The organism is Pandoraea anhela (assembly GCF_902459655.1).
Classification (GTDB): domain Bacteria; phylum Pseudomonadota; class Gammaproteobacteria; order Burkholderiales; family Burkholderiaceae; genus Pandoraea; species Pandoraea anhela.
In genome coordinates, this window is record NZ_CABPSB010000006.1 from 32,231 (window position 1) to 47,371 (window position 15,141).

12 protein-coding genes are annotated in these 15,141 nt (G+C 65.2%); 4 read left to right on the plus strand and 8 right to left on the minus strand.

The annotated features are described in order from the left end of the window. Positions 1–155 precede the first annotated feature (155 nt). Positions 156–2,435: an NADP-dependent malic enzyme gene (locus tag PAN31108_RS10460; protein WP_150668808.1), complete on the minus strand. Its 2,280-nt coding sequence runs from the start codon at positions 2,433–2,435 to the stop codon at positions 156–158. Between the two features lie 325 nt (positions 2,436–2,760). Next, entirely contained in the window at positions 2,761–4,017 is a 1,257-nt protein-coding gene (locus tag PAN31108_RS10465; RefSeq protein WP_150668809.1) for an MFS transporter, read from the minus strand. Positions 4,018–4,459: 442 nt separating this feature from the next. Between PAN31108_RS10465 and PAN31108_RS10470 the strand changes: the two genes are divergently transcribed. Then, positions 4,460–5,149 carry an orotate phosphoribosyltransferase gene (locus PAN31108_RS10470; protein WP_150668810.1) on the plus strand — a complete coding sequence of 230 codons (690 nt, stop codon included), beginning with the start codon at positions 4,460–4,462 and terminating at the stop codon, positions 5,147–5,149. Positions 5,150–5,329: 180 nt separating this feature from the next. Then, positions 5,330–5,728 carry a fluoride efflux transporter CrcB gene (gene crcB, locus PAN31108_RS10475; protein WP_150668811.1) on the plus strand — a complete coding sequence of 133 codons (399 nt, stop codon included), beginning with the start codon at positions 5,330–5,332 and terminating at the stop codon, positions 5,726–5,728. A 5-nt stretch (positions 5,729–5,733) separates the two neighbouring features. Here the strand turns inward: crcB and PAN31108_RS10480 are convergent, their stop codons facing one another. Beyond that, a complete protein-coding gene (locus PAN31108_RS10480) occupies positions 5,734–6,633 on the minus strand; it encodes a helix-turn-helix transcriptional regulator (protein ID WP_150668812.1) in 900 nt (299 codons plus the stop codon). Positions 6,634–6,761: 128 nt separating this feature from the next. On the opposite strand from PAN31108_RS10480, the gene PAN31108_RS10485 reads away from it, so the two are divergent. Next, positions 6,762–7,595, plus strand: a complete 834-nt coding sequence (locus tag PAN31108_RS10485; protein WP_246183883.1) for a class I SAM-dependent methyltransferase — start codon at positions 6,762–6,764, stop codon at positions 7,593–7,595. A gap of 40 nt (positions 7,596–7,635) precedes the next feature. Here the strand turns inward: PAN31108_RS10485 and PAN31108_RS10490 are convergent, their stop codons facing one another. The 4 genes from PAN31108_RS10490 to PAN31108_RS10505 form a co-directional block, all read right to left on the minus strand. Next, entirely contained in the window at positions 7,636–8,391 is a 756-nt protein-coding gene (locus PAN31108_RS10490; protein WP_150668814.1) for a peptidylprolyl isomerase, read from the minus strand. 101 nt (positions 8,392–8,492) lie between these two features. Next, complete coding sequence (locus tag PAN31108_RS10495; protein WP_150668815.1) at positions 8,493–9,053, minus strand: LbetaH domain-containing protein; 561 nt, start codon at positions 9,051–9,053, stop codon at positions 8,493–8,495. Between the two features lie 289 nt (positions 9,054–9,342). After that, on the minus strand, positions 9,343–10,305 hold the full coding sequence (gene panS, locus PAN31108_RS10500) for a ketopantoate/pantoate/pantothenate transporter PanS (RefSeq protein WP_150668816.1): 963 nt from the start codon (positions 10,303–10,305) through the stop codon (positions 9,343–9,345). A gap of 254 nt (positions 10,306–10,559) precedes the next feature. Then, a complete protein-coding gene (locus PAN31108_RS10505) occupies positions 10,560–12,251 on the minus strand; it encodes a DEAD/DEAH box helicase (protein ID WP_150668817.1) in 1,692 nt (563 codons plus the stop codon). A 467-nt stretch (positions 12,252–12,718) separates the two neighbouring features. Here PAN31108_RS10505 and PAN31108_RS10510 point away from each other — a divergent pair, with 467 nt between their 5' ends. Continuing rightward, on the plus strand, positions 12,719–13,636 hold the full coding sequence (locus PAN31108_RS10510) for a LysR family transcriptional regulator (protein ID WP_150668818.1): 918 nt from the start codon (positions 12,719–12,721) through the stop codon (positions 13,634–13,636). An 88-nt stretch (positions 13,637–13,724) separates the two neighbouring features. On the opposite strand, the gene PAN31108_RS10515 is transcribed toward PAN31108_RS10510, so the two are convergent. Then, a complete protein-coding gene (locus PAN31108_RS10515; protein ID WP_150668819.1) occupies positions 13,725–15,032 on the minus strand; it encodes a solute carrier family 23 protein in 1,308 nt (435 codons plus the stop codon). Positions 15,033–15,141: the final 109 nt, after the last annotated feature.

The following is a 15,141-nucleotide window of genomic DNA, read 5'->3' on the forward strand; positions in this document are numbered from 1 at the left end:
GACTCACGCGGTCGGGGTGAGGCATTCGCCCAATGAAAATCCCGCCGGCGCGCGAGCGTCCGGCGGGATTTTTTTATGCGCTACCGACTCGCGCGCACATCGGGCGAAGGTCCATCAAGGCCCGTCCAGGCCCGTCAGGCGCGCTGGCCCGGGCATCAACGCGTGACGTTCGCCGCGGCGACGGCCGTCATGTTGATGATACGGCGCACGGTAGCGGCCGGCGTCAGGATGTGAACCGGCTTGGCGCAGCCCAGCAGGAACGGGCCGACCGTCACGCCTTCGCCGCCCGTCATCTTGAGCAGGTTGTACGTGATGTTCGCCGCTTCCACGTTCGGCATGACGAGCAGGTTCGCTTCGCCGGCCAGACGCGACGCCGGGTAAGCCGCACGACGGATCGTCTCCGACAGGGCGGCGTCGCCGTGCATTTCGCCGTCGACTTCCAGTTGCGGGGCACGCTCGGCGAGCAGTTCGGCGGCGCGCGCCATACGCTGGGCCGATGCCGACTTCACGCTGCCGAAGTTCGAGTTCGACAGCAACGCCACCTTCGGGGCAATGCCGAAGCGCTCGATTTCCTTCGCGGCCAGCACCGTCATCTCGGCGAGTTGCTCCGACGTCGGCACTTCGTTCACGTACGTGTCGCTGATGAACAGGTTGCGCTTTTCCAGCATCAGCAGATTCATCGCGGCGTAGTTATCGACACCGGCTGCACGGCCCAGCACCTGATCGACGACATCCAGATGACGATGGTACGTATCGATCATGCCGCAGATCATGCCGTCCGCTTCGCCCAGACGCACGAGAATCGCGCCGATGAGCGTGTTGTCCTTGCGCATGGCGGCCTTGGCGACTTCCGGCGTCACACCATGGCGCGCGCCGAGGTTGTGATATTCCTGCCAGCAGCGCTGATAACGCGTGTCGTCTTCCGGATTCACGATCTCGAAGTCGACGCCCGGCTTGAGCTTCGAGCCGATCTTTTGCAGACGCATTTCCACCACGGCCGGACGACCGATGATGATCGGTTTGGCGATGCGCTCGGCCAGCACGAATTGCGCGGCGCGCAGCACGCGCTCGTCTTCGCCTTCGGCGAACACGATGCGGGCGGCGTCGTTACCGAAGCGTGCACGCGCGGCGGCGAACACCGGACGCATGATGAAACCGGTGCGATACACGGTCGTGCCGAGTTGTTCGCGGTAGGCGTCCATGTCCTCGATCGGACGCGTGGCCACGCCCGAGTCCATGGCGGCTTGCGCCACGGCCGGTGCGATCTTGATGATCAGACGCGGATCGAACGGCTTCGGAATGATGTACTCCGGGCCGAATTCGAGCGACTGGCCTTCATAGGCGCGCGCGACTTCTTCGCTCTGCTCCTCTTCCTGCGCCAGTTCGGCGATGGCACGCACGGTGGCGAGCTTCATTTCTTCCGTGATGGTGGTGGCGCCCACGTCGAGCGCGCCACGGAAGATGAACGGGAAGCACAGCACGTTGTTGACCTGGTTCGGGTAGTCCGAACGGCCGGTCGCGATGATGCAGTCCGGACGCGCTGCCTTGGCGGCTTCCGGGCGGATTTCCGGCTCGGGGTTGGCGAGCGCGAGAATCAGCGGCTTCGGACCCATCGTCTTGACCATGTCGGCGCTCAGCACGCCGGCGGTCGAGCAGCCCAGGAACACATCGGCGCCGTTGCTGGCGTCGGCCAGCGTACGGGCTTCGGTCGCCACGGCATAGCGCGCCTTGCTCTCGTCGAGCTTGTCGCGGCCGGTATGGATCACACCCTTCGAGTCGAGAACGAGAATGTTCTCCTTCTTCAGACCGAGGTTCACGAGCAGGTCCAGACACGCGATGGCGGCGGCGCCCGCGCCCGAGCAGACCAGTTTCACCTTGCCGATATCCTTGCCGACGACCTTCAGGCCGTTGAGGATGGCGGCCGAGGCGATGATGGCGGTGCCGTGCTGATCGTCGTGGAAGACCGGAATCTTCATGCGCTCGCGCAGCTTCTTCTCGATGTAGAAGCACTCCGGCGCCTTGATGTCTTCGAGGTTGATGCCGCCGAGCGTGGGCTCGAGCATGGCGATGGCTTCGACCAGCTTGTCCGGATCGTGTTCGGCGAGTTCGATGTCGAACACGTCGATGCCGGCGAACTTCTTGAACAGGCAGCCCTTGCCTTCCATCACCGGCTTGGCGGCGAGCGGGCCGATGTTGCCCAGACCCAGCACGGCGGTGCCGTTGGTGATCACACCGACGAGGTTGCTGCGCGACGTGTAGCGGTTGGCCGCGAGCGGGTCTTCGGCGATGGCTTCGCAGGCGTAGGCCACGCCGGGGGAGTAAGCCAGGGACAGATCGATCTGGTTCGACAGCGGCTTGGTCGGCGTCACCGAGATTTTGCCCGGACGCGGGTTCTCGTGGTACGCCAGGGCGCTTTGTTTCAGTTGTTCATCCATATCTCGATACCTAATGACTTGGCGACGATCGGGCCGGTGCCGCATGCGGGCAGCAAAAGGACTCGGTCGTCTTTTGACGGATCACGGCGGGAGGAAGAAGCCAACCGGAGGGATTCGGCGATTGTGTCGTCGACGGGGTTCTTCTCGGCGCGATGGCGTGATGACCATCGCTTCCCCGATCCTGGAAACCGCGCTCACACGCGTCGGACCGGGGGACTGACAGTGGCCGGTGCACACCGCAGGACGCAAAGTGTACACCTTGCGATGAAACCATGATGCGGCACGCGCGACAGGGCGACGCGTGCAGCGCAATACTGCATGGGCCTTACTGCAGCGCTTCGCCGCGACGCTCCGGAATCAGGAGCAGCGTGGCCAGAATGTCCAGTACGTAAATACCGGCAAGGAAGACGAGCGCGATCTTGAACGAGAACGCCGCCGCCAGCGCGCCGACCGTCAACGGTCCGAAACCGCCCACGGCGCGGCCGATGTTGAACAGCACGTTTTGCGCCGTTGCACGCGCCGCCGTCGGATACAGCTCCGAGATCAGCGCGCCGTAGCCGCCGATCATCCCGTTCACGAACATGCCCATCACCGCGCCGCCGATCAGCAGCGAGAACTGCGACTGAAGCTGCGCATACACGAACACCATCACGACGGCGCCGATCTGGTACGTGATGAACGTGGGGCGACGACCGAAGCGATCCGCCAGACGGCCGAACAGCCAGATGCCGAACGCCATGCCGAGCACGGTCACCGCCGTCCACATGGCGGACTTGGTGAGCGAATAGCCGAACGTCTTCGACAGATACGACGGCATCCAGATCATCAAGCCGTAATAGCCGAAGTTCTGCACCGAGCAAAGCAACGCCACGCCGAGGCTCGCGCGCGTGGTGGCGGCGTCCTTGACCAGCAGCTTGAGCGGCGCGTGCTCACGCGGTTGCTGTTGCTGTGCGAGGAACATTTCCGGCTCGCCGAGCGTGCGGCGCATGACGAACGACACCACGGCCGGCAGCAGACCGATGGCGAACATGCCGCGCCAGCCGATGACCGGCAGCAGCAGCGGCGTGAGCAGCGCGGCGGCGAGCACGCCCGCCTGCCAGCCCAGCCCGACGAACGACGAGGCGCGCGCCCGACGCTCCGGTGCGCACGCTTCCGCCGCGAGCGCCATGCCGATGCCGAACTCCCCGCCCAGCCCGATACCGGCAATCGTCCGGTACGCCAGCAGATCCCAATAGCCCTGCGCCAGCGAGCACAGGCCGGTGAAGACCGCGAACAGCAAGATCGTCCACGACAGCACGCGCACGCGGCCGAAGCGGTCGGAGAGCATGCCGAAAACGATGCCACCGACGACCGCGCCGATAAGGGTCCACGTGACGAGCGCCCCCGACTGCGCGCTGGAGAGCGCCAGATCGGCCGCGATGGCCGGCAGGATGAAGCCGAGGATCAGCAAGTCAAAGCCGTCCATGGCGTAACCGATGGCCGACGCCCACAGGGCGCGGTTCGCATAGGCGTTGTCGTGCTTTGCGGCGGTCGGCGTCGGGCTGCCCGGTGTGGCAAGGGAAGGCGAGGAATCGTGGCGCATTGTGGCGTGGGGGCTTGGGGTGGGGTGGCGTCGGGTGGCTTCGGGTGGTGTCTGGCCGGGTCCGAATTTCGGCGAGAGTGTATGCCTGTCATAAAGGCTCGGCAACTGTCTCTTTTTTTGGATTCATCTGTCGTTGCCATTTTTTCATATGCGCGGTGCGCGCACTCATTGCGGATATCACGATCCGACAATGTACGCTCAGTGCATAATTGGCGTCGCATCTGCTGAAACTTGTGGCATAATTCGCGTTTAAGCGCAGGCGGGTCGTTGCAAGACGCACCGCCCGCCGCCTCAGTAGGTGTTTTGGCCGCGCACAGCGATCCATCGACATATCGACAATCGACATATGGGCGATGGGCGACACGCCGCCGACTCACCCATGACACCCATGACTCCGGGCTGCACGCCGCACGGCGCGGCAGCTACGCTAAGGAACCGCATCATGATTGGCATCGACCGCCAGGCGATTTCCGACATCACCGCAAAGATCCTGCTCGAAGTGGGCGCGGTGCATTTCAACGCCGAGAAGCCGTACATCTTCACCTCGGGCTGGGCCAGCCCGGTCTACACCGACTGCCGCAAGCTGATCTCGTACCCGCGCGTGCGCCGTACGCTGATGGACTTCGCCGAGGCCATCATCATTCAGGACGTGGGCTGCGAGCAGTTCGACACGGTCGCCGGCGGGGAAACCGCAGGTATTCCGTTCGCTGCCTGGATCGCCGACAAGCTGATGCTGCCGATGCAGTATGTGCGCAAGAAGCCGAAGGGTTTCGGCCGCAATGCGCAGATCGAAGGCGATCTGCCGGAAGGCTCGCGCGTGCTGCTCGTTGAAGATCTGACGACGGACGGCCGCAGCAAGATCAACTTCTGCAAGGCGCTGCGCGAAGCCGGTGCGAAGGTGAACCACGTGTTCGTGATCTTCCACTACGACATCTTCCCGGAGAGCCGTCAGGTGCTCAAGGACATCGACGTGCAACTGCACTCGCTCGCCACGTGGTGGGACGTGCTGCGCGTGGCCAAGCAGCAGAACCACTTCGACACGAAAACGCTGGACGAAGTGGAGAAATTCCTGCACGCGCCGGCCGAGTGGTCGGGCGCGCACGGCGGCGCCACGTCGTTCCCGAAGGACTAAGCCCTTCGGCCACGCGAATGGCAACGCGCATAGTATTCGCTTGAGAGGCGAGGATGGTCAGCCGCGAACACGGCTGGCCGTTTTTTTATGGTGAGCGTCGGTTGCGCGCTGTGCCGCAGGCCGGCGGTGCATCATTTGCGGGATGGGCTTTATCCGCATCACGTGCTGGAGGGAACCCCCATGTTGACTTCGGTCGTCGCTATCGGTGTGGGCGCTGCGCTCGGCGCACTGCTGCGCTGGGCGCTCAGCGTACACCTGAACGCCATCCTGCCCACGCTCCCTCTCGGCACGCTCACCGCCAACCTCGGCGGCGGCTATCTGATCGGCATCGCCGTCGCGCTGTTCAGTCACATTCCGTCGATACCGGTCGAGTGGCGTCTGTTCATCGTGACCGGATTTCTCGGCGGCCTCACCACCTTTTCCACGTTTTCCGCGGAAGTCACCGGATTGCTGCGCGAAGGCCAGCTCGGCTGGGCATCGCTCATCGTGATCGTGCACGTCGGCGGCTCGCTCATCATGACGCTGCTTGGCATGGCCACGGCGACCCTGCTCGTCCAATGGTTGCGTCCCGCGGTGTGATCGCGTCAGGCGAGCAGCATCACGAGCTTTACGTCATCGTGCCCCGACAACCGGAACGTGACCTGTGCGAAGTCGATGTCGCCCCGCACGGGATGATGGAAGCCACGCCGCCCGCCTTCACGCTCGACGACATCCTGCTGCGACCAGAGCGCGGCGAACACCGGACTTTCCCGTTGCAGGGCGTCGGTCAGCGCGCGCACGGGAGTGTCGTCGAGATATGCGCTGCATTCGGCACGAAATTCGGCGACGACGCGTCGCGCTCGGCGCTCCCAATCCTGAATCAACGTTCGCGCACCCGCATCGAGAAAGATGTAGCGCAGCAGGTTTTTCGTGCCGGCGCCCCCGGATACGCCCGGCGTGTCCAACCATCCACGAAAGAGGTCGGCAGCGGCGGCGTTCCACGCGAGCATGTCCCAGCAGCGATCGAGCGCATAGGCCGGGGCCGCGACGGCGGCCACTGCGGCCTGCACCTGCGCCGCCGCGTGATGCGGCAACGGCGCCGCGCCACGTTCCGGATCGCGCTTGCCCGCGAGATCGAAAAGATAAGCCCGTTCGGCGCGCGAGAGCCGTAACGCGCCGGCGACAGCCGCCAGCGCGCCGGCCGAAATCGACACTTCGCGTGCCTGCTCGATCCAGGTGTACCAGGTCGACGATAAGCCGCACAACTGCGCCACTTCCTCGCGCCGCAGCCCCGGTGTGCGACGTCGCCCCATCGGCGGCAAACCGACGGCGGCAGGCGTGAGACGCTCCCGGTGCGCTCGCAGGAAATCGCCCAAGGCGCGACGCTGGCGGGCATCGTCCGCGTGGGGCGCCCGCTCGCCCGGTTCGCCCGGCGGGTCGGGTGGCGAGGGCGAATGTGAAGCGGGAAACGATGTCGCGTTCGGCGATATAGGGGTAGTTTTCATACCAGGATAAATAGGCAACTTGTACCGGTATCGACGAGCCATTATCGTGACATTCATCGATGTCGTGCAAGCCCTCGGCATCGGCAACGTCCCCCCAGCATTTCGCCCGACAAACGAAGGAGACTTCCGTGAGCGACACCCGCGATACTGGCGATACCAGCAATACCAGCGATTACCGCCGCGCCACAGCCACACCGACCCACGACTCGCACAACGCCGTCGTCACGGGCCAATTCGGACCGCAGGCCTGCGCCTATCTGACGAGCGCCAACCATGCGCAGGGGGCGGATCTGGAACAGCTCGCCGCCATCGCTCGCGCGCACGCGCAAGCCCAGGTCCTCGATCTCGGTTGCGGCGCCGGCCATGTGAGTTTCTTCACGGCACCGCACGTCGCGCGCGTCGTGGCTTACGACCTCTCGGCCGACATGCTCGGTGTCGTCGCTGGCGAAGCAGCAAAGCGCGGGCTGAAGAACATCGACACGCAACTCGGCGCAGCCGAATCGCTGCCGTTCGGCGAGGCGAGCTTCGATCTCGTCTTCAGCCGCTACAGCGCCCACCACTGGGCCGACGTGGGCGCCGCACTGCGCGAGATGCGCCGCGTGCTCAAGCCGGGCGGACGTGTCGTGATCTGCGACGTCGCCTCCACCGGGCAACCGCTGCTCGACACGTATCTGCAAGCCGTCGAAGTGTTGCGCGACACCTCGCACGTGCGCGATTATTCGACGGGGGAATGGCTGGCGATGGCGGCTGGCGCGGGATTCTCGGTGGCGTCGGTCACGCCGCGTACGCTCGACCTCGACTTCGCGACGTGGACGACGCGCATGCGCACGCCGGTGCCGATGCAGGTGGCCATTCGCGCCTTGCAGACGGCGATGGCCGAGAGCGTGCGTGAACACTTCCGGATTCAGGAAGACGGCTCGTTCACGCTCGACACGGTGACGCTCGAGTTCGTCGCCGGCTGATCGACGGATCGAGCGACGGATCGAGCCTCGCCGGGCGAGGCTACTGCACGCGCGTCGGTCCGTCGCTGTCGTTCGCGCCGCTGATCTCCGCGGCGTCCGCGAGCAGCGCCACGTAGTGACGCAATGCGCGCACACGCGCCTGCTCGTACAACTGTGCGGCAATGCGATCGGCCACGCGCTCGAACGGCGGCATACGCCCTTTCACTCGTCGCTCGATGCGTACCACGTGAAAACCGTAACGCGTATTGACGAGTCTGGGCAGCACGCCGAGCCTGTCGCCGCAGAACAGCACGAGTTCGAACTCCGGCGCACCGCTGCCTCGCGCGAGCATCCCGAGACTGCCGCCGTCGCGTGCGGATGGGCAATCCGACATCTTCCGCGCCACCGTCTCGAACGACGACGGTTCCGCGAGCACGGCGTCGAGTGCCGATTGCGCGCGCGCCAGCGTGCTCGAGAGCGGCACACCGGCCGAGAGCGCAAACAGAATGTGACTGGCCTGCACCTTGTCGCCGACACGGAACTGTCCGGCGTGATCGTGGAAGTACGCGCGGCACTCCGCCTCGGTGGGACGCCGCACCTGCACGTCTCGCGAGAACAGCGCTTCGACGACAGCGTCGTCGCTCACGCCTTCGTCCTCTGCGAGCAGGCGCAGATCGCGCGCCCGTTGCCGCAGCAACTCCCGACTCACGAGCGCGCGCTGTGCAGCGACTTCCGGATCGGCCGCGTCCCGATGCCGATCGATCTCATCGGCCACGCGGCGCGCGTCGATGACAATACCGTTGACACGCAAAGACATGACGAACTCCACCAAAAACGTTCACGGCGACGGCGCTCATGGGGTTCATGAGACTCGCCGGCAGCTTCGTCGAAGCGTACCGGCGAGCGGACATGCCGTCGTCAGAACTCGTTCTGAATACGACGATAAGCGCGGGCGAGCTGCACGTTCGTGCGGCTCACCGATTCGGAGAACTCACGCGCATCGACACTGACTTTCGGAATGGTCGCGAGATCCGTTTCGCGACTGATGTGCGTCGTCGACGGGATGTAGAAATTCTCGGGAATGTCCCGCCCGTCGACCACGCTGTTGTGCCGAACCACGACGCCGTCGTGCACGACGCAGTTGAACAGCACCGAGTTGAAGCCGATGAACACGTTGTTACCGATGACACACGGTCCATGCACGATGGAGCGATGCGCGATGGAAGTGTTCTCGCCGATGGAAACGCGTGCGCCGTCTTTCGAATGGATCACGACCCCGTCCTGAATGTTGGAATTGGCGCCGATCACGATCGGCTCCATCTTGCCGTGCTCATCGACCTCGTCGGCGCGAAGCACCGCATAAGGTCCGATAAAGACGTTCTCGCCGACGATGATCTGGCCGCACAAAATGGCCGTAGGATCGACAAACGAGGTCTCGTGCACCACGGGATAATCCCCGCGTGGGTTCTTTCGCAGCATGCTTGAGTAACTCCAGACCGCTCGCTCGTACGCCGGACCACGACACGACAGTGCGCACGGACCCAAAGGGTACGCGACACGTTCATGCCGATACTGGCCACGCCGGAATACGCCCTGTGGGCGAGCGGGGGAAAGGGAACACGGACGGGCGCCGTGATACAGACTCTCTCACCGCCGCGAACGGTATATCGTTGTTTTAGGCGATGGGAGACGGAAAGGCAAATGGCCGCGATGACGGTGCGGACACCCGTTGCGTGCCGCACACAACGCTGTGCGGCACGAGGAAAACTCAGTGCGTCGGACGCGTAGCCGACGCCTGCGAAGCGTCGGCGTCGTTGGCGGTGCCCGTCGGGCGACCGCGCCAGTAGCCCGCGAGCAACGAGCCCGAGAGGTTGTGCCAGACGGAGAAGAGCGCGCCCGGCAACGCCGCCAGCGGCGTGAAATAGAGCTTGCCGAGCGTGGCGGCAAGGCCCGAGTTCTGCATGCCGACTTCGATCGCCAGCGTGCGGCAGATCGATTCGTCGAAGCCCAGCAGACGACCGCCCCAGTACCCCCCGGCCAGACCCAGTGCGTTGTGCAGGATGACCCCTACCATGACCAGCGGGCCCACCGTGGCGATATGGGATTGATTCGCGCCGACCACGGCGCCGATGATCAGCACGATGGCCACCATCGAGACCAGCGGGAGAAAGCCTTCGATGGCGCGCACCGCACGGCCGAAGAAGTGGTTGATGAGCAACCCGGCGCCGATCGGCAGCGCCACGATCTGAAGAATCGACAACAACATGCCCTCGATGTCCACGGCAATCGAGGCATCGACATACAGGCGGGTGAGCAACGGCGTCGCAAACACGCCGACGAGTGTCGACATGGCACTGATTGTGACCGAAAGGGCCACGTCGCCTCGGGCGAGATAGATCATGACGTTCGACGCCGTGCCGCTCGCTACGCTGCCCACAAGCACCATGCCCGCAGTCAAGTCGGGGGGCATGTGCAGCACGCGTGCAATGATCCAGGCGGCCAGCGGCATGACCAGATAGTGCAGCACCACACCCGCAACGATGGGGGCGGGACGGGTGAACACCCGCTTGAAGTCGTCGAACGTCAGTGTGACGCCCATCGCGAACATCACCACGGTGAGCAGCGCCGTGACGTGCGGCGTAATACCGGTGAAGCTGCCTGGCGAGAAGAAAGCGAAAACGGACAGCAGCGCAGCCCACAGGGGGAACAGCCGGGTGACACGGGCGATCATGAGCGTCTCGGGGGCAAAAAGTTAATATTTTACTTATTTTGCGCAGCCCGCCGGTCCGGGAGGCCCCGCCGGTGTCTGCCGACGCCGGCGGATGCGAGTCGCCCGTATCGGGACAGGCGTCGTGACACGTGCCGTTGCACGTTTCGCCGCCACCGTCGCGAAGCCGCTTCGCGGCCTCCCGCAACCCCATGCCGCGGCTCAAATTCATCGGAATGTTGAGCCGCGTGCACATCGTCGATACCTCGGCGAAGCGCTTAGTCGCGCTTCGACTTGCCCATCAACAGAGCGCCGCCGGCACCACCGGCACCACCGGCGCTGTCGCGGCGGGCCGGACGCGAGCCACGCTGAGCGAAGTCGCCCCGCTCGCCGCCTGCCTGCCCGCGCGCCGTATTCTGCGCACCCTGGCTCTGGCCCTGGCGCGGTGCACTCGCACCCTGCGTGGTGCGGGCCGGCGCGCGTTGCGCGTCGCCCTGACGCTTGGCCGGCTGACGCTGACCGGCGCCGCCATGGCTTACCGTACCGACATGGATGCCGTTACCACGGGCGGCGTTATTCGCGCCACCACTACCACCATTGGCCTGACGACCGCCACGCTCACCGTCGCGACGCGGCTTCGTCTCGGCACCACCCTGCCCCTGCCCTTGTGCTTGACGCGGCGCACGACCACCGTCACGGGGCTCACGCGGCGCCCGGGTCGACTGACGCGCGTCATCCCCCCCGCCGCTGCGTCCCCCCCGGCCACCGCCCGCGCCACGGCCACTGCCTTGCTGATTCTTGCGAATCGGCTGTGCGACGGCATGCGGATCCGGCTCGAAGCCCGGGATCACTTCGCGCTCGATGGTGCGCTTGATGAGACGCTCGATCTGCTGGAGCAGTTGATGTTCGTCCACGCACACGAGCGAGACGGCTTCCCCGTTCGCCCCCGCGCGGCCCGTGCGACCGATGCGGTGCACGTAGTCTTCCGCGACTTCCGGCAGATCGAAGTTCACCACGTGCGGCAACTGGTCGATGTCGATACCGCGCGCGGCGATATCGGTGGCGACCAGCACTTGCAGCGTGCCGCTCTTGAACTCGGCGAGCGCACGCGTGCGGGCGCCCTGGCTCTTGTTGCCGTGAATCGCGAGCGCCGGAATGCCGCCCTTGGTCAGTTGTTCCGCCAGACGATTCGCACCATGCTTGGTGCGCGTGAACACGAGCACCTGGAACCAGTTGTGCTCGCGCACGAGATGTTCGAGCAGCTCGCGCTTGCGGTCCCGGTCCACCGGGTGAATCTTCTGCGCGACGGTCTCGGCCGTCGTGTTGCGGCGCGCGACTTCGATCAGTGCGGGCGACTTGAGCAGCCCGTCAGCGAGTTGCTTGATTTCGTCGGAGAACGTGGCCGAGAACAGCAGGTTCTGACGTTGCGCAGGCAGCGCCGCCAGCACGCGGCGAATATCGCGAATGAAGCCCATGTCGAGCATGCGATCCGCTTCGTCGAGCACGAGAATTTCGACGCCCGACAGATCCACGGTCTTCTGCTGCATGTGATCGAGCAGACGGCCCGGCGTGGCCACGAGAATGTCGACGCCGCGCGCGAGTTGCTTGACTTGCGGCACCATCGACACGCCGCCGAACACGGTCATGGACGTCAGACGCAGGTACTTGCCGTACTGCGTGACGCTTTCTTCGACCTGTGCGGCCAGCTCACGCGTGGGCGTGAGCACGAGCGCGCGCACCGCACGCTTGCCATTGGCGGCGGCCGGACGTGCTCGCGACGAGAGCATTTGCAGAATGGGCAGCGTGAAGCCTGCCGTTTTGCCGGTTCCGGTCTGTGCACCGGCGAGAAGATCGCCGCCTTGCAGGACGGCCGGAATCGCTTGCAGTTGAATCGGAGTCGGCTGCGTGTAACCGAGATCGGCTACCGCACGCAGGATGTCGGCCGACAGGCCGAGCGTTTCAAAAGACATATAAAGACCAATGCGCGGACGCCACGATGTGTGTCCCCGCGCGTATCGATGTTGTTTGTTCTTGATGGAATGCCCGCGTCGGGCGTGCGAAGCGCATCGCGCTCATCCGGGCGACGCGTCTGAAGACGCCGGCAAGACAACCCGCCGGCGAATGAAACTCTGCGACTTGGCGGGCAAGACCGTCGCGGGTACGGCCGTGTCTTGAAAGCGCGTAGTTTACCATGCGCCCTTTCCCAAGTCAGTCGCCTTCGTACCTCGTCGATGCGCCGGGCGCACACGATTCGGTGCAAACAGGCTCCCGCGAGCCGATATTTCAGGTAACGACGCAGACAACTACGTTCTACTACGTAAGAATCTGCACACCGCCGGCGCACGTGCATCGCAAATCGCTACACTGGCGCCATTGCCCCCGCGCCGCGAGCGTTCGACCCGGCGTGCGCCGCGCATTTCAGCCACGAGACGATGCCGTGAAATTCGACCTGACCGATCTGCGCCTGTGCCTGCTGGTTGCCGACGCCGGCAGCATTACCGGCGGCGCCGAGCGCGCCCATCTGACGCTGGCCTCGGCCAGCGCGCGCATTCGCGGCCTCGAAGAGACGCTGGGCGTGGCGCTGTTCATGCGGCATCGTCAGGGTGTCATTCCCACGCCCGCAGGTCGCGCCCTGCTCGCTCACGCACGCCGCGTGCTTGCGCAGATCGAGCAGATGCGCGGCGAACTTGGCGAATACGCCGCAGGCCTCAGGGGGAATGTGCGCATCGCATCCAATACGGTCGCGATGTCCGAATTCCTGCCCGATCTGCTCGGCGCGTTTCTGGCCGAACATCCGAATGTGGAGATTGCACTGCGCGAGCAGACCAGCCCTGCCGTCGTTCAGGCAGTGCTCGAAGGCGCGGCGGATATCGGCGTCGTCTCCGACTGGATCGAGTTGACAGGACTGGAGACGGTGCCGTTCCGGCAGGACAGGCTGGTGATCGTCACGCCGCCGGGCCATGCGCTGGCCGCACGCGACGACGTCGCGTTCATCGACGTGCTCGAGGCCGAATTCATCGGTCTGCCCGAGCAAAGCGCGTTGGCCGAGCATCTCGATGGGCATGCCAGACGGGCGGGACGTCCGTTGCGCTACCGCCTGCGGCTGCGCGACTTCGACAGTCTGTGCCGTGCGGTCGCCGCAGGCGCTGCGCTGGGCATCGTGCCCCTTAGCGCGGCCCGACGCTCGGCAGCCACGCTCGGTATCGGCATCGTGCCGCTCGTCGATCCGTGGGCGTTGCGCACCCTCGTGCTGTGCGTGCGCGAGCGCGACGCCCTGCCCGTCTACGCCCGGCAACTCCTCGAACGCTTGCAAGCCTCGCCCGTCACAGCGAACGATGCCGGCCGGCGACATTGACACGACAGTCGCCACAAACGAAAACGGCACGACGCCATCGCCGTGCCGTTCAGCCTCGCCGCGAGCGCGCGGCGCGAGCGCGACAGCCTTACATCGCCGCCGGGCGTGACACGCCGCGTCCGCGCAGCAACGCGTACAGAAGGATCGCGCCGAACGTCGCGCAACCGATGCCGCCGAGCGAGAAGTTGCCGAACTTCAGCGTGAAGTCCCCGGCGCCCAGCACCAGCGTGACCGCCGCCACGATCAGGTTGCGGTTGTCGGAGAAGTCCACCTTGTTCTGCACCCAGATGCGTGCCCCGGCGACCGTGATCAGGCCGAACACGACGATGGACACGCCACCGAGCACCGGCCCCGGAATCGTCTGGATCACAGCGCCGAACTTCGGCGAGAAGCCGAGCACCAGCGCGAGCACCGCCGCGACGGCGAACACCAGCGTCGAATAGATCTTGGTGACGGCCATCACGCCGATGTTCTCGGCGTACGTCGTCACCCCCGTGCCGCCGACGCTGCCCGACACGATGGTCGCCAGCCCGTCGCCGAGGAAGGCGCGGCCCATGTAGCGGTCGAGGTTCTGCCCCGTCATGGCGCTCACGGCTTTGATGTGTCCCAGATTTTCCGCCACCAGAATGATGGCGATGGGGGCGAGCAGCACCATCGCCTCAGGCTTGAACACGGGCGCGGCGAAATGCGGCAGACCGAACCATGCAGCGTTCGCCACGACGGCGAAGTCGATGGGCTTGCCCAGCCCCATGCCGTTCGTGAGCACGGCGTACAGCACATAGGCCAGCAGCAGCCCGACGAGAATCAGCAGACGCTGCACCATGCCGCGCGCGAACACGGCCACGAGGCCGACGCAGAGCACCGTCGCGAGCGCCATCCACGTATCGAAGCTCGTCGCGGACACGCTCTTCACGGCGACCGGCGCGAGATTCAGACCGATGACCGCGACGACCGCCCCCGTCACGACCGGCGGCATCAACGCTTCGATCCAGCGCGTGCCGACCGCCATTACGATCAGACCGATGACTGCGTAGAGCACACCGCAGGCGATGATCCCGCCGAGCGCAACGGGAATGTTCATGTTCGGGCCGCTACCGGCGTAACCGGTCACCGAAATGACCAGCCCGATAAACGCGAAGCTGGAGCCGAGATAGCTGGGTACACGTCCGCCGACGAGCACGAAGAACAGCAACGTGCCGATGCCCGACATGAAGATCGCGAGGTTCGGATCGAAGCCCATGAGCAGCGGAGCGAGCACGGTCGAGCCGAACATGGCGACCACGTGCTGCACGCCCATCGCGACGGTCTGCGGCCAGGGCAGGCGTTCGTCGGGGGCGATCACGCGCCCGGAGGCGGTGTCCTGTTGCTGCCACTTCGGGAAGTAACCCTCTGACATGTTCGATCTTCTCCTGTCTGTCTTGCCGTGTCGTGGAATGCGCGCGTGTGTCCGCATCATCCCGCCAGGTGCGTAGGACGATGGGAAAAACTGGCCGCAGTGTACGGAG